The 20,997-nt window shown below is 66.9% G+C and carries 14 protein-coding genes; 1 reads left to right on the forward strand and 13 read right to left on the reverse strand.

All coding sequences use genetic code 11. The annotated features are described in order from the left end of the window. Positions 1–65: 65 nt before the first annotated feature. Positions 66–1,271: a XylR family transcriptional regulator gene (locus QYQ93_RS11760; RefSeq protein ID WP_338476990.1), complete on the forward strand. Its 1,206-nt coding sequence runs from the start codon at positions 66–68 to the stop codon at positions 1,269–1,271. Here the strand turns inward: QYQ93_RS11760 and QYQ93_RS11765 are convergent. Genes QYQ93_RS11765 through QYQ93_RS11825 form a run of 13 tightly spaced genes read right to left on the reverse strand, consistent with a single transcriptional unit; the run spans position 1,159 to position 20,975 of the window. Continuing rightward, positions 1,159–2,586 (reverse strand): isochorismate synthase, encoded by a 1,428-nt coding sequence (locus QYQ93_RS11765; protein WP_338476991.1) that lies wholly within the window; start codon positions 2,584–2,586, stop codon positions 1,159–1,161. The genes QYQ93_RS11760 and QYQ93_RS11765 overlap by 113 nt on opposite strands. Beyond that, a complete protein-coding gene (locus QYQ93_RS11770; RefSeq protein WP_043050251.1) occupies positions 2,583–2,891 on the reverse strand; it encodes an isochorismate lyase in 309 nt (102 codons plus the stop codon). The genes QYQ93_RS11765 and QYQ93_RS11770 overlap by 4 nt, the downstream gene beginning before the upstream one ends. Further along, entirely contained in the window at positions 2,888–3,634 is a 747-nt protein-coding gene (locus QYQ93_RS11775) for a thioesterase II family protein (RefSeq protein ID WP_043050252.1), read from the reverse strand. Before QYQ93_RS11775 ends, QYQ93_RS11770 begins: the two co-directional genes overlap by 4 nt. Next, positions 3,631–5,229, reverse strand: coding sequence for a (2,3-dihydroxybenzoyl)adenylate synthase (locus QYQ93_RS11780; protein ID WP_338476992.1), 1,599 nt, complete (start codon positions 5,227–5,229; stop codon positions 3,631–3,633). Before QYQ93_RS11780 ends, QYQ93_RS11775 begins: the two co-directional genes overlap by 4 nt. After that, entirely contained in the window at positions 5,222–5,941 is a 720-nt protein-coding gene (locus tag QYQ93_RS11785) for a VOC family protein (RefSeq protein ID WP_338476993.1), read from the reverse strand. Before QYQ93_RS11785 ends, QYQ93_RS11780 begins: the two co-directional genes overlap by 8 nt. Further along, the gene (locus QYQ93_RS11790) at positions 5,938–7,077 is read right to left on the reverse strand and encodes a Gfo/Idh/MocA family oxidoreductase (protein ID WP_338476994.1); all 1,140 of its coding nucleotides are present in this window, start codon (positions 7,075–7,077) and stop codon (positions 5,938–5,940) included. Before QYQ93_RS11790 ends, QYQ93_RS11785 begins: the two co-directional genes overlap by 4 nt. Then, on the reverse strand, positions 7,074–8,252 hold the full coding sequence (locus QYQ93_RS11795) for a cytochrome P450 (RefSeq protein WP_338476995.1): 1,179 nt from the start codon (positions 8,250–8,252) through the stop codon (positions 7,074–7,076). Before QYQ93_RS11795 ends, QYQ93_RS11790 begins: the two co-directional genes overlap by 4 nt. After that, positions 8,249–9,919 (reverse strand): class I SAM-dependent methyltransferase, encoded by a 1,671-nt coding sequence (locus tag QYQ93_RS11800; RefSeq protein WP_338476997.1) that lies wholly within the window; start codon positions 9,917–9,919, stop codon positions 8,249–8,251. Before QYQ93_RS11800 ends, QYQ93_RS11795 begins: the two co-directional genes overlap by 4 nt. Next, positions 9,916–10,950: a class I SAM-dependent methyltransferase gene (locus tag QYQ93_RS11805; RefSeq protein ID WP_338476999.1), complete on the reverse strand. Its 1,035-nt coding sequence runs from the start codon at positions 10,948–10,950 to the stop codon at positions 9,916–9,918. Before QYQ93_RS11805 ends, QYQ93_RS11800 begins: the two co-directional genes overlap by 4 nt. After that, the gene (locus QYQ93_RS11810; protein ID WP_338477000.1) at positions 10,947–12,050 is read right to left on the reverse strand and encodes a saccharopine dehydrogenase NADP-binding domain-containing protein; all 1,104 of its coding nucleotides are present in this window, start codon (positions 12,048–12,050) and stop codon (positions 10,947–10,949) included. Before QYQ93_RS11810 ends, QYQ93_RS11805 begins: the two co-directional genes overlap by 4 nt. Next, the gene (locus QYQ93_RS11815) at positions 12,044–13,789 is read right to left on the reverse strand and encodes an ABC transporter ATP-binding protein (RefSeq protein WP_338477001.1); all 1,746 of its coding nucleotides are present in this window, start codon (positions 13,787–13,789) and stop codon (positions 12,044–12,046) included. The genes QYQ93_RS11810 and QYQ93_RS11815 overlap by 7 nt, the downstream gene beginning before the upstream one ends. Then, positions 13,786–15,525: an ABC transporter ATP-binding protein gene (locus QYQ93_RS11820; protein WP_338477002.1), complete on the reverse strand. Its 1,740-nt coding sequence runs from the start codon at positions 15,523–15,525 to the stop codon at positions 13,786–13,788. The genes QYQ93_RS11815 and QYQ93_RS11820 overlap by 4 nt, the downstream gene beginning before the upstream one ends. Then, positions 15,522–20,975 carry an amino acid adenylation domain-containing protein gene (locus QYQ93_RS11825; protein WP_338477004.1) on the reverse strand — a complete coding sequence of 1,818 codons (5,454 nt, stop codon included), beginning with the start codon at positions 20,973–20,975 and terminating at the stop codon, positions 15,522–15,524. The genes QYQ93_RS11820 and QYQ93_RS11825 overlap by 4 nt, the downstream gene beginning before the upstream one ends. Positions 20,976–20,997: the final 22 nt, after the last annotated feature.

Below are 20,997 nucleotides of genomic sequence, written 5' to 3' on the forward strand. Positions count from 1 at the left end.
ACCTACCCATTGAGAACCCCGACCCACCCGCCTAATCTGCACCCACCGGCCCCAGGACAAAAACAATGAAAACCCTACCGCCCGTGCACCGCATCGCCTTGCTCTTCAACGGCAGCAAAATCTACGACCGCGGCATCATCACCGGTATCGGCAATTACCTGAGCAGTACGCGCGCGTCCTGGGACCTGTTCCTGGAGGAGGACTTTCTCTGTCGTCTGCGCGGTATCGAGCGCTGGCAGGGGGACGGCATCATTGCCGATTTCGATGACCCGCTGATCGGCGAGGCGCTGGCGGGGAGTCGGATACCGGTGGTGGCGGTGGGGGGATCTTACGAGGACGCAAGCTCGTACCCCAAGGGCATTCCCTATGTCGCCACCGATAACCACGCCTTGATGAAGCTGGCCTACGAGCATTTGATCGAGGCCGGGCTGACGCGGTTTGCCTGTTTCAGCCTGCCAGAAGCCCAGGCCAATCGTTGGGCCCAGGAGCGTGAGAAAGCCTTTCGCCGCTTGATGCACCGCGATGGCTTGCAGGTGGAGATCTATCGCGGCCTGGGCACCAGCGCGCCGTTGTGGGACAGCGCGGTGGAGCAGCAGATTGCCTGGCTGCACAGCCTGCCCAAGCCTATCGGCATTATCGCCGTGACCGATGCCCGCGCCCGGCAATTGCTGCAAGCCTGCCTGACCGCCGGGATTGCCGTGCCGGAGCAAGTGGCGTTGATCGGTATCGACAACGACCCACTGACCCGCACCCTTACGCGGGTGCCGCTGAGTTCGGTGATCCAGGGCACCGAGACCATGGGCCGTACCGCCGCGGCCTTGCTGCACCAGATGCTGCATGGCAAGCCCTGCGCCGGCACACAGGTGCTGGTGCCGCCGGATGCGATCAACGTGCAGGCCTCCAGCCTGCATCAGCCCCTGGGTAACCCTTATGTGATGCAGGCGTTGCTGTTTATCCGGCAATACGCTTGCCAGGGGATCAAGACCGACCAGGTCGCCGCCTATGTCGGGGTCTCACGCTCTTCTCTGGAAGCGCACTTTCGCAAGGTGCGCGGCTGCAGCGTGCATGACGAAATCCTCGGTTTCAAACTCGCCGCTGCCGCCAAGGGCCTGGAGAACCAGGACCTGGCCATTGCCGACATCGCCGCCAGTTGCGGTTTCACCTCTGCGCAGTACTTGCATACGGTGTTTCGTCGCGAGTTTGGCTGTACGCCACGTCAGTATCAGCAGGGCAGGCCAGTTGCAGCGCCTGTTGCATGCTTGCCAGCTTGATCTGGGTTTCTTCGTATTCGTTGGCCGGCAGCGAGCCCTCGACAATGCCGCAGCCGGCAAAGGCATGGCAGTGTCTCGGCGTGATCAAGGCCGAGCGCAGTGCCACCAGGAAGTCGCCGTTGCCATTGGCGTCCAGCCAGCCCACCGGCGCGGCGTACCAGCCACGGTCGAAGCCTTCGTGTTCACGGATAAAGCCCAGCGCCGGTGCCCTGGGCAAGCCGCCGACGGCGGGGGTGGGGTGCAGCGCCTGGACGCCGTCGAGCAGGCGCTTGCCGACATTCAGTTGGGCGGTGATGGGCGTGCTCAGGTGCTGCACGGTGGCCAGTTTCAACAGGCCAGGGCACGGCGCGGCGTGCAGATCGGTGACCTTGTCGTGCAGGGCCTGGGTGATGGTCTGCACCACCAACTGATGTTCGTGCTGTTCCTTGGGGTCGGCCAAGAGCCGCTCACCCAGGGCTTGATCTTCATCCGGCCAAAGCCCGCGACGGGTGCTGCCCGCCAGGGCGTGGGTGGTCAGGCGGCCTGCGTCGCAACTGAGCAATCGCTCTGGCGTGGCGCCCATGAAACAGTGCTCGCCACGGTGGATGGCGAACAGGTGCGAGGCGTTACGGCGTGCGTGCAAACGGCCCATCACCGCGCCGGTATCGAGGGTGGCGTCCAGGTGATGGTCGATATGCCGCGCCAGCACCACCTTGTTCAACTCATCCCGGGCGATGGCATGCAGTGCGGTCTCGACCTTGGCCTGCCATTGATGCCGGGGCAGTGCGCGGCGCTCCAGCACATCGGGTGTAGACGTTACATGGGGGGCGGGGTTGAGCAACTGTTCGTAGGCGGCCAGGCTTTCGTGCACCAATGCAGCAGGATCGCTGCTCGGCTCGACCACACGCTGGCAACGCAGCCAGCGCCCCGTGGCGTCTTCGCTGAGCAACCAGTGGGCGAGGTGGAAACTGGCGTCGGCAAACGGCGCCCAATGGGATGCACAGGGTTGCTGCTCATCGAAGCGCATGCCGCCCAGCAGCAACGGCGGATAGGGCCCCTGCACCAGCGCATCGGCGCACAGCGCAAACCATTGGCGATCCACCTCGGCCATGCGCCCGGGGCCGCGGGCTTCGATCTGCCAGGCGCAGCCCAGGCCGAACAGGCTCAGGTCCGGCGAGTGTGCGCACCAGAAAAAGCCCTGCCGATGGGCTGCATACAGCGCCAAAGGCGCCAGCGTCGGCGCGGGGTGCGTGCTGACGGCAATCACCGGTCGTTGGTACGCCACCGCCCGTTGGTGCGCGGCCTGGAACACCGTGAGCAAGTCGGCGGCGTTCATACCGCCTTGCTCTTTTTTTGCAGCCAGAAGGCCGTCTGCTCGGCGATGTACCAGTGGATGATCTGGTTGAACAGGCTTTCGATAAATTCCCCATCCAGCCCCACGTCCTGTGCCCATTGCCGACGCTGGGGCAGCATCGCCGCGACGCGCTCCGGGGCGGCGATGCTGGCCTGGTCCGGCTTGAATGCCGAGGCGGCCTTGACGTACTGCATGCGCAGGCCCAGGGCGTCGATGATCTGTTGGTCGAGGCTGTCGATGGCATGGCGGATGTCGTGAAGGCCAGTGCAGTGTTCCGGGGTTTTCATTGTGAGTCTTCCTGAAGGTAGGCGCTGCGCTGCAACAGGTGGTGGATTACCGGTCGCGGCTGATGCTTGAGGTAAAAGTGGTCGCCGTCGAACCAGCGGATATCCGGGATGTGGCGGCTCAGGTCGGCCCAGGCGCGGGCCTGCTCCAGGCTGACCTCGGCGTCGCCGTGCGCCAGCAGCACATCGAGCGGTGCGGCCAAGGGCAGCAGGTGGGCGGGGCGCCAGGTCTCGATGGCCTGGTAGTCGCTGCGCAACACCGGCAGGAACAGCGCACGCAACTGCGGGTCGGCCCACAGGTCGGCGGCCTGGGCGTCCTGGCGCAGGATGTCGGCGATCAGCGTGGTGTCGTCCTGGCGGTGCAGGTCGCTGGGCGGTTGCCGGTGCGGTGGTGCGTGGGCCGAGACAAATACGTGGGCGGCCCCCATGCCGGCGGCTTCAAGCTGTATGCCCACGGCATAGGCAAGCGCCGCGCCCATGCTGTGGCCGAACAGCCACAGGGGCCGCGCAGGCAAGGCCAGCAACGCCTGGCTGATGTGTTCGGCGAGGCTCGCCAGGCACGGGATATGCGCCTCGTTGAAGCGCTCTTCACGGCCGGGATACTGCACCGCCAGCAGGTCGATATCCCCCGGCAGGTGCGCCAGCCACGGGCGGAAAAAACTCGCGCTGCCACCGGCATGGGGCAGGCACACCAGGCGTGCGCGGGGCTGTTCGCTTTCACGCAATGCGCGCAGCCACGGGCTCATGAGGCCAATACCTGTTCAGCCAGGGCCTTGCGGTTGACCTTGCCCAGGCGCGTCAGCGGGAACTCGCGCAGCACCTGCAAGCGGTCCGGCAACTTGTAGGCCGCCAGCCCACGCTCGCGCAGCCAGGCGTTGATCGAGGCCAGGTCCAAGGGTTCACCGTGGGCCAGTACGCAGGCGCAACTGCGTTCCCCCAGCAATTCGTCGGCCAGGGCCACCAGCGCCACATCGCGGATCAGCGGATGGCCGAGCAGCAGGTTCTCGATCTCTTCCACCGGGATCTTCTCGCCGCCGCGGTTGATCACATCCTTGCTGCGCCCCTCGACAATCAAATGCCCCTCGGGCAGGCGCCGGACCAGGTCGCCGCTGCGATAAAACCCGTCGGCGGTAAACGCCCGCTGGTTGTGCTCGGCGGCGTTGTAATAGCCACGGATGGTGTAGGGCCCGCGCACCAACAATTCCCCCACGGCGCCGGGCGCCACCTGTACATCGTCGGCATCGACGATACGGATCTCATCCGCCGTCGTAAGGGGAAGGCCCTGGGTGTCGAAGACCCGTTCCTCGGGATCGTCCAGCGGCGTAAAACACAGCAAGCCTTCGGCCATGCCGTACACCTGTTGCAGGCCACAGCCCAGGGCCGGGCGGATGCGGGCGGCGATCTCGGCCTTGAGCCGCGCACCGCCGACTTGCAGCCATTGCAAGCTGCTGAGGTCGTGGTCGGACCATTGCGCGACTTCCAGCCACAGCAATACCAGCGGCGGGATCAAGGCGGTGTGGGTGATGCGTTCGCGTTCGATCAGTTCGAAGGCGGTGTCCGGGCTCGGCTCCGGCGCCAGTACCAGGGTGGCGCCGACACTGAACACCCCGAGGGCGCCAGGCGAGGCCAGCGGGAAGTTGTGCGCCACCGGCAGCGCTGCCAGGTAACGGGTGTGGCCGTCGAAGCCGCAGGCGCGGGCCGCCAGCCGGGCATTGCACGCATAGTCGTCATGGGTGCGTGGGATCAGCTTGGGCAGGCCGGTAGTGCCGCCGGACAACAGCAGCACCGCGACGTCCCGGGCGTCCGGCGCGGGAAACTCGCGGGGCGCGGCGACACAATCGGCCAGGGCCACGAACTCCTCGGGGGCGCCCACCACCCACACCTGTTGCAGGCTCGGCACTTGCTCACGCAGGGTGCGCGCCAGCGGGCGGTAATCGAAGCCCAGGTGCTGATCGACAATCACATAGGCCACCGCCTGGCTCAGGTGCGCCAGATGCGCCAGTTCATGTTCGCGATGGGCCGGCAGCGCAAACACCGGGATCGCCCCCAGGCGCAGCAGGGCGAAGGTCAGGCTGAAAAACTCGGCGATATTGGGCAGTTGCACCAGCACCCGCTGGCCGGCGACCAGCCCGCGTTCGGCGAGGCCGGCGGCCAGTCGGTCGGCCTGTTGGTCCAGTTCGGCGTAGCTCCAGCGCCGATTGCCATCCACCAGGGCTTCCTGCTGCGGCGTGCGTCGGGCTTGTTCGCGCAGCAGTTGGTCCAGGGGCACGCCTTGCCAATAGCCTTGCTCGCGGTAGCGGCGGATAAAGTCTTCGGGCCAGTCAGTGCAACCATCAAGCATGGGAATCTCCTTGGGCAGTCGGGCAGCCCAGCAACTGGGCGCCGTGCAGGGTCAGCGGTTGCGCCAGGCCGGCGATTTGCACCGCCTGTACGCCGGTACATTCAGCCGGATGCAGGCGCAACATCGGGTCGTCGCCCGCCAGCAGGTTGAGGGCGGTGCGGTCGGCAGGGCTGACCCCCAGGTGAATCGCCGTCAGCCCGGTGGCGCCGTTGGGGTGGATCAACCGCTCCGGATGTTGGGAAGGCGTGTAGGGCGTGACCAGGAACGGCAGGCGCGCATGGCGCGGGTAGACGAAACGAAAGCGCGTCTGGCTGCCGTTGGCGCAGGTGCGCTGCCACTTCACCACCCGGCCCATGGCCACGCCGCAGGCCGCGAGATCCTTGAGGCGCGGCGCCAGCAGTTGCTCATCGCAAAGTAAGGCCAGGTCGCAGAAGCCTTCGCCGTGGGCGGCCCAACGCAACATGCGCTGCCCGGCACCCCGGCCGGCCAGGCAGTCGATGGGCCACTTGAACAGCCAGGCGTGGCGAGGCGTAGTGAGCAACTCGATGATCGGCCCATGGCTGAACCAGATATGCGCGTGTTGGGCGCGAGCCTCGGCAGTGGCGTAAGTGACCTCGAAGCCGGCAGCACGAAAGTTCGCCACGGCCTGGTGCAGATCGCGCACCCACAGCAACACATGGCTGCAGGACGAGCGGGATTGGGCAGTATTCACAAGGGCAAGGCTCCCAACAGTTGCGCGCTGGTGTCAGCGCAGGGCGGTTGCACCGCGTCGGCGCGGCTGTGCAGTTCGGCCAGCGGCAGGGCTCGGGGCATCGGCGGTTCGATCAAGGCGGGCATGCCGATCAGGCTGTTCATCTCGCGCCAGGCCATCGATACCTCGGTGGCCCACAGGCCGCTGCGCAGGCGCCGCGCCGGCTCGTCGATGTCGTCACACAGCGCGTCGAGGGCGAGGCTGACTGCGTCCGGCCAGAGCTCGCTGAACACCTGGTGATAGCTGGCGGGTATCTGCGGGTCGAGCACCACGATGCTCGGCCCGGCCAGCCGCTCGCTGCCTTCACCTGCCATGATCAGGCGGTCGGTGGCGTCCCGTGGCGCATGCAGGCGCGGGTTCCACAGCACCGGGCCGTGGGTGTCGCACAGGCTCAGCACGCCGCCTTCACAGCCGACTTCAAGGCGATGCAGCAGGAACGAGTGGTTGTCGGGGTCCTGGGGATGCACCTGGTTTTGCACGCGCAGGCTGATCGGCACGCCATTGAAGCTGGCGTTCAATCGTGTGAAGGGCTGCGCACCGACGCTGGCCGCCGGCGCCGCAAATGCCCAGGGCCGCAAACCACCGGCCAGGCGCCCGAGAATATCCAGCAAGGGGTAGGCCACCTGGCTGTTACAGGCCGCGTCGATATAGGCCAGGCCTTGTTGCTCGCGCAGGTACGCGGCCACCGCCAGAAAGCGGCGGATCGCAAGGATATTCGGGTACAGCGTATTCACCGAGTAGGCCGCCTGGCCCTGGCGCGCCGCCTGCATGCACGCGGCAATTTCGCGGTGGTGCACCGGGTGTTCCTGCAACACATGGATGCCACGGCGCAACAGCTGCTGGGCCAGTTCGCTGCCGGCGCCTCCGGTGGCGCCGGAACGCACCACCACGCAGGCGATATCCACCGTATTGGGCACCTGTTCGACCGCTTCGAACAGCGGTACGCCATAGTGGTCGGCGCAGGCTTGGGAATAGGCATTGCCCCGCGACAGGATGCCCACCAGTTCATAGCGCTCATGGGCACGGGCCAGGGCTTGCAGGTAGATGCGGCCGAACGCGGTGCCGGCGACGATCACGCGTTTACGTGTGCCCCTCATGACCAGGTCACCGGCAGGCAGTGGGCGCCGCGAAAGAACGTCGCGGTTTTCCACTGCACCTCGCCACAGTGTTGCAGGTTGGGCAGGCGTTCCACCAACGCCTGCAAGGCCTCCTGCAATTCCACCCGCGCCAGGGCAGAGCCGATGCAGTGATGCAGGCCATGGCCGAAGCCGAAATGGCCGCTGGCATCGCGTTGCAGGTCGAGGGTCTGCGGCCCGGCAAAGCGCGCCGGGTCATGGTTGGCTGCGCCAATCGAGGCGAATACTGCCTCGCCCTGGCGTACCAAAGTCTCACCCACCTGAATGTCTTCAAGGGCGTAATGCACAAACATTGCCGCCGATGCCAACGGGATATAGCGCAGCAGCTCTTCCACCGCCTGGGGGATCTGTTCGGGATGGGCCTTGAGCTGTTGCCACTGTGCGGGATTGTCCAGCAGCACCTGGATGAAATTGGGGATCTGCGAGGCGCTGCCTTCGTAGCCGGCGACAAGGATGGCGATGCACAACAGCAGCAGTTGCTCTTCGCTCAGGCGCTCGCCGTTGTCATCGGCCTGGGCCAGGGCAGTCATGAAATCGTCCTGTGGCTGGCGGCGGCGCTCGGCCACCAAGCCCTTGATGTAGGCCGCGAGTTCGCCCAGATGTTGCTGGGTCAGAGCGGCGTCTTCGGGGCGGGTTGACAGCAGCGAGTCATTCCACAGCTTGAAGCGTTCGCGGTCTTGCAGCGGCACGCCGAGCAGCTCGCAGATCAATGCCAGGGGCAGCGGCAAAGCATAGTCATTGACCAGGTCGGCGGGCGGGCCAGCGGCGAGCATGCGGTCGATCAATTCATGGGCGTAGGCCCGGGCATGGGGGCGCAAGGCTTCGACGCGGCGCCGGGTAAACGCCTGGGCGGCGCGGGAGCGGATACGCGTGAGTTGCGGCGGGTCCATCATCACAATGCCGCCGGCAATCCGCGGGAATGCCCGTGGAGCGTCGTCACGACGAAACGCTTCGCTGCGGCTGAAACGCCGGTCACCCAGCACCAGGCGCACATCGTCGTATCGGGTGGCGAGCCAGGCGGGCGCGCCGATGGGCATCTGGATACGCAACAGGCCCGGTGCCTGCTGGGCATGGCGGTATGGCTCAGCCAGCTCCAGGTCGGTGAAGGCGTTGAAGGGGTAGGCCAGCGGGGTCATGGCAAGTCCTTGACGTTAGGCAGGTCGGGCAAATGGTCGAGCAGTTCAAGCTGCAGGTCGGGGTGTTCCAGGTGGGCGTCCAAGGCAGTACGGCTCAGGCGCTGGCTTGGCACCTGGGCGACGAATACTCGATGGCCCAGGCGCGCCAATGGGTGATCGGCAGCGGGCAGGCTGCGATTGCCCTGGAAGCCGGCGCGGGCCAGGGCGGTCTGCCACTGCTCGAGGTTGAGGAACGTGCTGCGGCCCAGTGCACGCTCGTCACTGGCCTGGTTGAGCATGAACGCCTGGGACGCCATGACCCAGAATTCCTCCTGGGTCGGCTCGCTGAACACCAGCCAGCCGCCCGGCTTGAGCAAGGCCAGCAGGGTGGACAGCGAACGCTGGGTGTCGCGGGCGGCGTTGAGCACGCCACCGGCGACGATCAGGTCCCAACTCTGGGTGGGATACCCCTGGGCCACGGCGGGGCGGTCGATATCGAACACGCTGTGGCGCACCCACGGCCAGGCGCGCAGGCGCTCGGCGGCCTGTTCACTGAAGTAGCGCGACACGTCGGTGCACAGGTAGTCCACCGCTACATTCGCCAGGGCCGGCAACACCGCCTGTGTGGTGGCGCCGGTACCAGCCCCCACCTCCAGCACGCGCAAAGGTTCAGTTGATTGGCGTGCAGCCCAGGCCCCGATCCAGTGGGCCACGGCGTGGTGCTGGTACTGCGCCGCGAGGCTTTCGCGATACAACGCCGCCGCACGTTCGGTACGGCCTTCGGGAAACAACAGGTGCACCGCCGCGCAGTCACCGCGCATCAGCGCCGGCAACTGGCGAGCATTGTCCCGCGCATAATCGAGGGTGGCGCGGCCGCCGGTGTTGTGTTCCCAGTCCAGGCTCAGTTGTGCCCAGATAGCGTCCAGGCTGGCGTCGCTCCAGGCGTTGGGGTCGAGGTTGAGATGCAGGTGGTCGCCTTGGCGGCGCAGCAGCGCCTGGGCCTGCAACACGTCCAGCCAGCGTGCGATCAAGGGTCGGTGGCCAGGGGCGATGCCAGCGTTGGCGAGGCTTTGCGCCACGTCGTTAAGGGGCGCCGGCAGCAGGCCGCATTGCTCAAGGCCGTTGAGCATCGACAGCAACGCGGCGTGGCTCAAGCGTTGGTTCAACTCCACCGCGTCGTGCAGTTGTATGGCGCTGAACTGCTGATTGACGGCGGCCCCGGTCGCGTCCAGATGGTCCTCCACCGCCGCCAGTGCGCAAGGCTGGGGTACGGCGAACAGCGTCTGGCCATGCAGGGCGACGGCGCTGACCTGAGGATGCCCCAAGGCCCGCTCACACCAGCGCCGGTGCTCACGCTTGACACTGGCCAGCTCGCGTCCGTCATCGGTAAAGCCCTGTACGCGGCAATCGAGTTGCGCCGCGGCGCGTTCTGCCAGTTGCCAGTCGCCCGGGCGCGGGCTGACGAACAGCACCTGCTCCAGGTGGCTCAGGTCACTCAAGGCCAGTGCAGGAAAATCCAGCAGGCGTTCCAGTTGTTCGGCGCCCATCACCACCACCGCCGGGCGCTGGCGTTCGAGCACCGCCAGCAACCGGGCCGGGGCCTGTTGATGCACGCCCAGGTCGGTAAGGGCCGGTAGATGCCAAGGAAAGGCGGCGGGTAGGTCGATCAGCAAGGTGTCGACATTCATGTTGAAACTCCTCTGGCATGGAACAAACGTTGCCCCGCAGCGGCGAGCGGTTCTGACGCGGCGGGCCATACCTCGAGCAACTCAAAGCCGGCCGCCTGCAAGGCCAGGCGCCAGGCGTCGGGCGCCATGAAGGCTTCATCGCTGGTGCGCAACGGTGCATCGGCGGGGGGCGACAACAACAGGTGCATGAAGGTCAGCATCGCCGGGTTGTCGGCGATGGACTCACTGAACAGCAAGGTGCCGCCATCGACCAGGCTGGTGCGGATCTGCCCCAGGCAATCGGGCAGGTTGCGGGCGTTGTGCAGCACATTGCCGGCGATCACCAGGTCCTGGCTGTGGGGCGCAATACCCTGGTTGCTGAAGCTGCGATCGAGGTCGAGCAGGCCGAATTGCATCCCCGGTTCGAGGCGAAACTGCCGCTGCGCCGCGCCGGTAAACAGCGAGCTGATGTCAGTGAAGCGATATTCCTTTTCACGTGTTTGCAGAGCTGCGAGCACCGCGTCGGTGGTGCAGCCGGCGCCGCCGCCCAGTTCCAGCACCCGCAACGTTCCACCTGCGGCGCTGACTTGCCGCGCCCGTTCGGCCAGGGCTTGATTGATCGCCGCTGTGAAAGGGTTGTGCTGGTAAGCGCCCAGCACTTTGACCGGGTCCCCGCCGCCCATCAGCAAGTGGGTGAGGGTCAATTGATCGCGCAGCAGCTCGGGCAGGCACTCGATGACTTGGGTGTGCAGGCGCGCCATAGTGGCCGGGAAGCCCAACTCGGCATACAGGCGCGGCAGTTCCCCGACCTGTGGGTCGAGAGGCGTTGCTGACCACCCCAGGCGTTCGCCTTCTTTGCGCAGCAGGCCGGTACGGGTCAACGCCGCCAGCCAACGCCGCACCACCCAGGCATGCCGCGCAGCCGTGCCCAGCGCTGCGTTGATCTGTTCGGCGTTGCGCCAGGCTTGCAACGGCAACGCCTGGGAATGCAGCAGCGTCTGGGCCATCACGCCCAGGCTGACGTGTTCCAACTCGTTCAGGGCGGTGTTCATAGGCAACCTTCTTCGGCGGCATGCAGTTGATCGAGTGGGCTGTGCAGCAGGTTCAGGGCGCGGATCGCCGAGGTGCGCAGCAGGCGTTCAAGGCTGGCGGCGGGGGGCAGGGCCTCGGCGGCTGCATGGCAGCCGGACCGGATCTCGCCCTCCACCACGCTGATCACCGTGGCGGCGGCCATGGCACCGGTCAGCGCCGCATTGCCGGCGCCGCTGAGCACCAGGCTGCGGGTCAGGGCCTGCTCGTGGTACACACCATCGAGTTGCAGCAGCAGCGTGACAAAAGGCGCTTGCCCGCTCAGATCCAGGCGACTGGCCTCGCACAAGCGCTGCACGGCGTCGGCCCGTGGCAGGCCGTGGGCCTGGTCGAGGGCCTTGAGCACGTAGCCATCGGTGATCACGTTGAACCATTGGCCGACCTCCAGGTTCAGGTCCATGGCCAGGCGTTCGCCCTCGAGGTTCAGGTAGGGCAACAGGTGGACCTGGCCGGGGAAGCACGGCACCGACATCTGGCGCTGACGCCGCAGTGCACGGCTGCAACGGCCGTTGCGCCAGGCCGCCAGTGGTTCGCTGCTGCCGTCCACCGCGCCGTGCAAAAAGTCGTCGGCAGCCACGGCGGTGAAGTGATCGCGCAAGCCGAAATAACTGGTCAGGCTGCGCACCTGGGTGAATGCCTGCTCCGCCAGCCAGCGCGGCAGCAGGCCGGTGAGCCCAGGTTGCAGGCCGGCATCCAGCACCGCGCAGCGGCCACGCCATTGGCCCGGGTCGAGGTGCATGTGGCCGGCGGCATCGACGTAATGGGCATCGGCCTGCAGCGCGGCATGTGCGGCACGCGCCCCTACGCGCCAGGACGGGCCGGCGCAGTTGAGCAGCACATCGCAACCACGGGCGAACGCGGCCAAGGCTTTGGCGTCGGTAAAGTCCGCCGCGACCCATTGCAAGCGCGCCTGGCGCCATTGCTGCTGGAGCACCTGCACGCAGTGCGCACCCTTGACGGCATCGCGCCCGCCCAGGCGCAACTCAGTGACTCCCAGCGTCAACAACGCCTGGGCGCTGGCCAGCCCCACGTCGCCGCTGGCGCCCAACACCCCGATCAGCATGGTTGGGCCTCGGCATTCAGGCGCCAGCCACCGGCGCGCTGGCGGTCATGCCAGAACCCGGCGTAGCGACCGTTACGGGCCAGCAACTGCGCATGGGTGCCGGACTCCACCAGGCAACCTTCATCCAGCACCAGGATCTGGTCGGCGGCCATGATGGTCGGCAGGCGATGGGCAATCACCAGTACCGTGGAGCTTTGCATCAGGCTGCGGATCGCTGCCTGTACGAAGGCCTCGTTGTGCGGGTCCAGCGCCGCCGTGGCTTCATCCAGCAATACGATGGGCGCACGCTTGAGCAGGGCCCGGGCCAGGGATACGCGCTGGCGCTCACCGCCGGACAGCGCCGCGCCGCCTTCGCCCACTGGCGTGTTCCAGCCCTGGGGCAGGCGTGCGACGATTTCATCCACGCCGGCCAGCCGTGCGGCTTCGGCGACTTGTTCGGCACTGGCGTCCGGGCTGCCGACGCGAATGTTGGCCTCAAGGCTGTCGTCGAACAGGTACACGTCCTGCATCACCAGGGACAATTGCGCCATCAGCGCGGCATTGGACAGCTCGCGCACGTCCACGCCGCCGACCTTGACGCTGCCCTCGCTGGCATCGAAAAAACGCATCAGCAGACGCGTGACGGTGGTTTTGCCCGAGCCCGAGGCGCCGACAATCGCGGTCATGGAATGGGCCGGGGCGTTGAACGTCAGGCGGTGCAGCACCTTGGGCCCGCTGGGGTAAGCGAAGCTGACCTGATCAAACGCCAGGCTGCCGGGCGCCGTCAGCGCTTGGCTCACCGCCGGCTCCGGCAACGACGGCTCGCGCAGGATGCTCACCAGTTGGTCGAGGTCGTTACCGGCCATGCGCAGCAAGCCGCTGCGCGCTGCCGCTTCGGCCAGTGGCCCGACAAAGCGCGCTGCCAGAGCCAGCAGGGCGACCAACTGGATCGCGTCGATGTCGCCGTGGGCGGCCAGGGCAATGCCTACGCCCACCAGCAGCGCGAACGCCAACTGCACGGTCAAACCACCGGCCAGCAATTTCGGAAAGGTCTGGGACAGCATCGAGCCGCCCGCGTGTTTCTGCGCCAGGTTGGCGGCCTGCAATGGCGCGTAACCGTCCTGGGTGCGACCAAAGGCGCGCAGCACTTGCTGGTAGCGGGCGAATTCCACCACGCGGTTACCGGCCAGGGTCGCGGCGGCTTCAACCCGTGCGTCGTTGCTGCCGATGGCTGCCGCCGACCAGTGATGGGTGAAGTAGATCAGCGGCGCACACAACACGGCCGTCAGGCCCAGGCGCCAGTCGAACACGAACAGGCTCAGCGCCACCGTGGCCGGCACCACCACGCCGGACACCACCGGGCCCAGGTAATGGGCAAACAAGCCGGTGACCATCAAGGTGCCGCTGGTGGCACTGCGCGACAGGCGCCCGACCTTCTCCGAATTGAACCAACCCAAAGGCAAGGTCACCAGATGCTGGCCGAGACGATCATGCAGGGTGGTCAACACCACCAGGGCCAGGGCAAACCCCTTCATGGCCTGCTGGTAGTGGGCAATGCAGGTCAGCACCACCATCGCCGCCAGGCCCGCCAGCCAATGGAAGGCGCTGCGCAGGTCGCCGGCAAACAACGCGTGCAGAATCGGCACCAGAAACGCCACGGCCACCCCTTGCAGCACGGCACTGGTCACCAGCCAGGCGAGGTAGCGGTACAGGCGTGCGGCATGGGCCGGGCCCAATAAAGTCACGAGGCTGCGGATCACAAGGACATCTCCAGGTCGGGGGCGGTGGTTTCGGCGCTGGCGCGCCACAGCCGGGCATAGGCGCCGTTGGCCTGCAGCAGCTGGTCATGGCGACCGCTTTCGAGGACGCGGCCCTGGTCGAGCACGACGATCTGGTCGACGCCGCAGATACTCGCCAGGCGGTGCGCAATCACCAGCACCGTGCGACCGCGGGCCAGGGCAGACAGCGCGTCCTGGATCAAGGCTTCGGACTCGGGGTCGGCGTGGGAGGTGGCTTCATCGAGGATCAGCACCGGCGTATCGGCCAGCAGCGTGCGGGCGATGGACAGGCGCTGGGCTTCACCGCCGGAGAAAATCGCGTCTTCGCCAACCACCGATTGATAGCCCCGGGGCAGGGCCTGGATGCGTTGGTGAATCTGCGCCGAACGGGCGGCGGCCTCGACCTCGGCATCGCTGGCCTCGGGGCGGCCCAGGCGCAGATTGTCGGCCACCGTGCCGTGCACCAGTTGCGCGTCCTGCAACACAAAGCCCACGTGCTGATACAGCTGGCGCGGATCAATCTCGCGCACATCCACACCGCCCACGCAGACCCGCCCGGCGCTGACGTCGTGAAAGCGCGGCACCAGCTTGGCCAGGGTCGACTTACCCGCGCCGGACGCGCCCACCAGCGCGGTGACGCTGCCGGCCGGGCAGTGCAGGTCAACGCCATTGAGGATCATATGCGCGGGGTCATAGCCGAACTGCACCTGTTCAAAGCAGATGTCGCTGCCCTGGGGCGGTACGCAGACCTTGGGCGTCGGCAGCTCCTCGACGCCCAGCAGCGCTTCGATGCGGTCGGCCGCAGCGAGAGCGGTGCGTTGCGCGGTGAGGCTCTGGTTGATCACCAGCAGCGATTGCGGGATCACCACCGCCACCAGGGTTTCGGCGAACAACTGCAATGGCGTGATCCAACCCTGGGCCAGCAACAGGCTGCCCATACTCAGGCTGACCAACAGGATCACCGGCACACTCAAGGCCATCGACGAGAAGGCTTCCAGGCGCAGCAGCGGCTTGACCCAGCCGGCGTACTGGGTGCTGAACTGGTTGACCGCCTGCTGATAACTGCGATGGGCCTGGCCGACCTGGCCGAACGCCTTGACCACGGCAATGCCGTGGACAAACTCGACAATCGCCGCGCTGACCCGGGTCATGCTCTTGTCGAGCAACTGCATCTTGGCGCCGAAGCCGCGCATCATCAGGCTGTAGGCTAGCGCGTAGATCGGCAGGGTCAGCACTGCCAGCAGTGCCAGGCGCCAGTTCAATGTCGCCAGCCAGATCAATCCCGCCAAGGGCGTGACAATCGCCGCCGTCACTTCCACGGCGTGATGCGCAACCAGGTGGTGCAGGTCTTCGAGGTCGTCCTGCACCACCTTGCGCACAGCGCCGGAAGTGGTGTCGGTGTACCAGCCCAGGGGCACGCGCCCCAGCTTGCGCACCATGGCCTCGCGCAAGCTCGATTGCAGGCGGTGGTCGGCCAGATGGGTCAGCCACAGTGCGACGCCGCTGGCCATCCAGCCCAGGCTCAGGGCGATCACCACCAACGCTGCCCACTGCCACAGGGTGGCGCTGTCGGCGTTGCCGGCGAGCAACAAGCGGCCAAGTTCAGTGAGGCCGATAAAGGGCACCAGGTTGACCAGCGCGCCGACGGCGGCAAACACCACGCCGAGGCGGATCAAGCGGTTGACCGGGCGTTTCAGGGTATCCAGGGCGGTGCTCATGAGTTTTTCCGAAGGGCCTCAAGCAGGTGCGCGGTGACGGTGTGCACATGGGGCGGTTCGATCACGCTGAAGTGGTTGCCGGGCACATCGATCAAGTTGAACTGGCCCAGGCACGCGTCTTCCCAGAACGGCGCCGCCAGGTGGCCGACACCGCCGGTAATGCCGAACGATTGCTGCTCCAGACAGCGCAGGTAGGTCATGTTGCCGAGGAACGGTGGTGGGTCGAACCGCGCCGCCCGCATGCTGTGGCGACACACGCGGAACAGCGTCGGCACCAGCTCGGGGCCGATCGGCACCCCGGCCTGACCAGACGCCAGGCGGGCGTACTCGGCCAGGCGTTCTTCCTGGCTGCGCGCCGATTGTTGCCGGACCGCCAGCGCCAGTGCTTCCAGGCCCGGGTCGCCGCCCAGGGCAGCCATGGCCCCGGCGGGCACGCGCCGGTTGTCGCGGGCCATCAGCAGGTCGATGGCGCGGTACACGTCGTAGTCTTCGATATGCGCGCCGAACACGGTCTTGACTGGGTCGAGGTTGAGGTTGGGCACGAAGATCGCCTCATAGGCCAGCTCTTCGTCGGTGTCGATAAACATCGGGATGCTGTCGATCAGGCTCAGATCCACCACCTCCATGCCGCGCTCCAGCAGGCGCCGTGCGACTTCAGTGGCGAGCAGGCCGCCAAGGCAGTAGCCGATCAGCTGGAAGCGCTGATGGCCGTCGGCGATCAAGCGCTCGGCGTAGTCCTGGGCCACGCTTTCGATCAGGCGCTTGGGTTCCAGGGCCAGGTACTGCGCGGTGTCGGCTACCGCAAAACCGATCACCGGCCCGGCCTGCTGGGCGGCGAGCGCACGGCCCAGGTGCTGGAAATAATCCAGGGTGCCCAGGGCGGCATGGAACATCACCCGTACCGGGCCGACCTCGCCACCGCCGAACGGCACCACCAGGGCGTTGCTGTGGGCGGCGCGCTGCGACTGGTCAGGCGCCGCGGCGGTGGGGGTGCTTTCATCGTGGTTGAGCAGGCGCGCCAGGGCGCTGACAGTCGGCTCGTTGAGCATCTGCCGCAGCAGGGTGTCGTAGCTCAGGCGGTGCGCCTGGGGCAGTTGTTCACGCAGTTGGCCGGCAACGCGGGCGAGGATCAGCGAATCGGCGCCTTTCTCGTAGAAATTGTCGTCGGCGCCGATCTGCGCCAGGCCCAGGGCTTCGGCCCACACCCGGCACAGTTGGGCCGTGAGCGGGTCGCTGGGCAGCGCCTCGTGGCTGCCGGCCTGGGCATCGATGGCGGGGCGCCAGTTGGCCAGGGTCTTGCGGTCGACCTTGCCGTTGGCGGTCAGGGGCAGGCGGTCGAGCACTTGCAGGTGCGCCGGCAGCATGTAGTCCGGCAGGCGTTGCGCCAGGGTGCGGCGCAGGCTGTCGACGCTCAAGCGTTGCAGCCCGGCCTTGAAGCGAGCGGCGAATACCCGCATGCCGAGGGCGGCCAGCGGGTGGTCGGCGTGGGGCAGGGCCGGCAGGCATTCGCCGCCGAATGCCTGGACCCGTGCCTGCCAGATATCGGCAGCGCGCAAACCGCTGCGGCCCACGTCGTGGTCGTCGCCCGCCGGGGTCATCATAAAGCCTTGGGTCAGCAGGATCGGCGGCCATTCGCCGGTCGGTTCGCTGAACACCAGCCAGCCACCGGGGCTGAGCAGTTCGGTGATCTGGCCGAGGGCGTTGTCGATGTCCTTGACGCTGTTGAGCATGCCCGCGCACAGCACGATATCCACGCTGTTGCTGGCCAGGCCCTGGGGGCGGATATCCTGGTCAATGTCGAGCACGCCGTAGCGCACCCACGCGTGATCAGCAAAGCGCTGCTTGGCCGCCGGCAGGAAAAACGCGGTTATGTCAGTGAACAGGTAATCCACGTCCAGGCCGTCGAGCAGGCTGATCACCGGCGCGCTGGTGGCCCCGGTGCCCGCACCGATTTCAAGGATGCGCAGCGGGCCGTCGCTGTCATGGTGGGTGGCCAGGCGGTTGATCAGCGCGGCGATGCTGTGGTTGTTGTAGCGCGATACCGCATCCCCGCCGTATAGCTGCAACGCCAGGTCTTGCTGGCCCTGGGGGAACAATAGATCGAACGGGTTGACCTCGCCGCGCAGCAGTTGTGGCAGTTGTGCTACATGGCTGAGCTGGTAGTCGAGCAGCGCCTGGCTGCACAGCCCGCACGCCACTGCCTGTTCCACCCGGCCCCAGGCCAGCGCCGGGGTTGGCTCGCCATGCAGCAGGCGATAGCGGGATTGTTCGCGCTGCAACAGGCCCGCGTCACACAAGGCCAGCAACCAACGCCGCACCAACCAGTGATGGCGCGGTTGCACCTGCAAGGCACTGAGGATGGCAGCTGCATCCGGCTCGGCCAGCGCGCCGCTGAACAACTGGGCCTTGAGCATGACATCCAGCATCGAACTCAAGGCGGCGGCGTTGAGGTCAGCCTGATAGTCGCGTACCTGCTGCGGGTCAAAGTTGCCGACCTGGCTGTCGGCATAACGTTGCACTGCCGTCAGCAGTGGTGTGCCCGGCAGCGGCTCGGGTTCGACGCGCGCCGCCGTGACGAAGGCCAGCAGCTCGCCGCTGAGCAGGCTGACGGCGCTGTCCACGCCTGGGGTGGCGAGCAGTGCGGTGTCGATTTCCCCCAGCTCCACGCGGTGCCCGCGGATCTTGACCTGGCCGTCGTCACGGCCGAGAAACTCCAGCTCACCCCCCGGCAGGTAGCGGCCACGGTCACCGGTGCGATACAGGCGCTGGCCGTCGAGCGGGTGAGCGAAGAAGCGCGCTTCACTCAACGCCGGGTCGCCGAGGTAACCCTGGGCCAGGCCGACCCCGGTGATGTACAGGTCGCCCGGCACCCAGGTCGGCGCATCGCGCCATTGGCTGTCCAGCACGCGCAAGCCCTGGTTGGCCAGCGGCAGGCCGTAGGGAATACTGCGCCACGCCGGGTCGATCGCGCCGATGGGGTGCAGGTTCGACCAGATCGAGGCTTCGGTGGCACCGCCCAGGGCCACCATGGCCAGGCCCGGCAACAGCGTTTGCAGTTGCGGCGGCAGGTTCAGCGGTATCCAGTCACCCGACAACAGCGCCAGGCGCAGGCTGTCCAGGGGCCGTGGCTCGGCTTGCAGGTAGTGGGCCAGCATGTGCAGCTGCGCCGGCACCGAGTTCCACAGCGTAACCTGATGGCGCTGTATCAGCTCGGCCCAGTGCGACGGGTCGGCGCCCCGTGCTGGGTCGGGCAGCACCAGGGTGCCGCCCACGGCGAGGGGGCCGAACAGGTCATACACCGACAAGTCGAAACTCAATTGCGCCAGGCCCAGCACCCGGTCCGCGGCGTTGACCGCAAAGCGCCGGTTGATGTCCTGCACGGTATTGAGGGCGGCGCGGTGGCTGATCATCACGCCTTTGGGCTCGCCGGTGGAGCCGGAGGTGTAGATCACATAGGCGAGGTCGTCGGGGTTGGCGTCCTGTGCCGGCAAGTCCGGCGTAGCGGCTGCCAGTTGATCCACCGCATGCCAGTGCACCCCCTCGGGCAATGGCGTGCCTGGCACTGCCTGGGAGTGGCCGAGCACATGCCGCACCTTGGCACTGTGCAGTACGCGGTCGCGGCGGGCGGCAGGGGCGCTGCTGTCCAGCGGCAGGTAGGCAGCGCCAGCCAGCAGCACGCCGTAGGCCGCCACCACTTGGTCGCGGCCTTTGGGCATCAGGATCGCCACCGGTTCCTGGGCGCGGCAACCGGCGGCACCCAGGGCTGCGGCGACTGCCAGGGCGCGCTCCATCAGGGCGGCGTAGGTCAGGTTGCCGTGGGCGTCGACCACCGCCAGGGCCTGTGGCCGTTCCCAGGCCATGGCCAACAGGCCGTCATGCAGGCGGCCGGTGGGCAGCGGCGCGGCGGTGGCGTTGGCGGCCAGGCGTTCACGCTGTTGCCAGGCCGGTAGCGGCACTTGCATGGGCTGGTCCCAGGTGGCCGGGTCGAGGGCCAATGCCTGCAATTGGGCAACGAAGGCCTGCTGCATGTCCTCGACCAAACCGTCGGGGAACACGCCTTGGCGCACGTCCCAGTGGATGTGCAAGCCGTTCGCGTCGTCCATCACCTGGCAGTCCAGGGTTACCTGCGGGGTCTGGGTAATGCCGTGGCCGACCCGGCGCTGGCTGGTGGCGGGCGGTTCAATCGCCAGGCCAATGGCACTGGTGAACACCACCGGCATGGCCGCCGCCTCACGCCCGCGACGGCGGCCGATTTCGCGCATCACTTGAATGCCGGAAAACAGCCGGTGCTCCAGGTCGGCGAACAATTGGTTGCCCAGTTGCCTTGCCTGGGCAGTGAAATCCAGGCCCTGGGGAGCATTGACCTGCAACAGGCTGACCGAGGTGAAATCCCCCACCAGCTGGTTGACTTGTGGGTGCAGCGCCAAACGGTTGAGCAGCGTGAGGTTGAGGCTGAACGCCGGTTGCTGGCTCCAGCGTTGCAAGGTGCCGGCATAGGCGCTGAGCACCACGATGGAGGGAGTGAGGCCGAGGGCGCTGGCGGCTCTTTTCAGGGCGGCCCATGGCTGCGCATCGAGGTGCGCCGAGTGGCGTTGGAAGCGTGGCACTGTGGTGTCTTCGCCGCTCAGGGGCGCCGGCAGTTGCGGGGCTGGGGGCAGTTCATCGAGACGCGCCAGCCAGTAGTCACGGTCACGCTGATGGCGGCTGCCTTCGAGCAGGCCGCGTTCGGCCAGCAGGTAGTCGCGGAAGGTGATGTCCAGGTGCGGCAAGCTGGCCTGGGGATCGTGCAGCAATTGCTCCAGCTCATTGAACAGCAGTTGCGCGCTGGCCCAGTCGGCAATCAGGGAGTCCATGGAAAAGTGCAGGGTGTCGCCGCTGTCGCTGCGGCTCAGGCGCAATTCGAACAGCGGCCAGGTCTCGGTGGGGTAGAGCTTCTGCTCCATGGCCTGGCGAATCTGCTGTACGCCATGCTGGTGCTGCTCGCCGGTGGCGCCGCGCAAGTCCGTGACCGCCAGCGGGTAATGGGCGACCTCGGCCAGCACGCGCTGGGAGCCTTCGCTGGCGATCACCGCACGCAACATGTCGTGGCGGGCGATCAGGCGGTTCCAGGCCTGTTCCACCTGCTGCGGGTCGAGGCTCGGCCAGCTCAGTTCGAGGTAACCGTGGCACGCCACATTGCCGTAGCCGAATGATGACTGGCGGCCGAGCAGGTAGGCATTCTGTACATCGGTGAGCGGGAAGGGCGCGTGACGTTGCAAGGGATCGGCCACCACCTCGGGCCGCTCCTGGGTTTGCAGCAGGTGCAGGATCTGCTGCTTATGCTCGCGCAATTGCGCCAGGCGTTCGGCGTCGAGCAGGCCTTGGGGGGCACGGAATTTGAGTTGGCCATCCTGGGGCCAGAGTTCGACGCCCAGGGACTTGAGTTCGCTTAACAGTTTGGCGGCGGGCATGGGGACAGCTCCTGGGATAAAG

This window comes from Pseudomonas khavaziana (assembly GCF_036704165.1).
GTDB lineage: Bacteria > Pseudomonadota > Gammaproteobacteria > Pseudomonadales > Pseudomonadaceae > Aquipseudomonas > Aquipseudomonas khavaziana.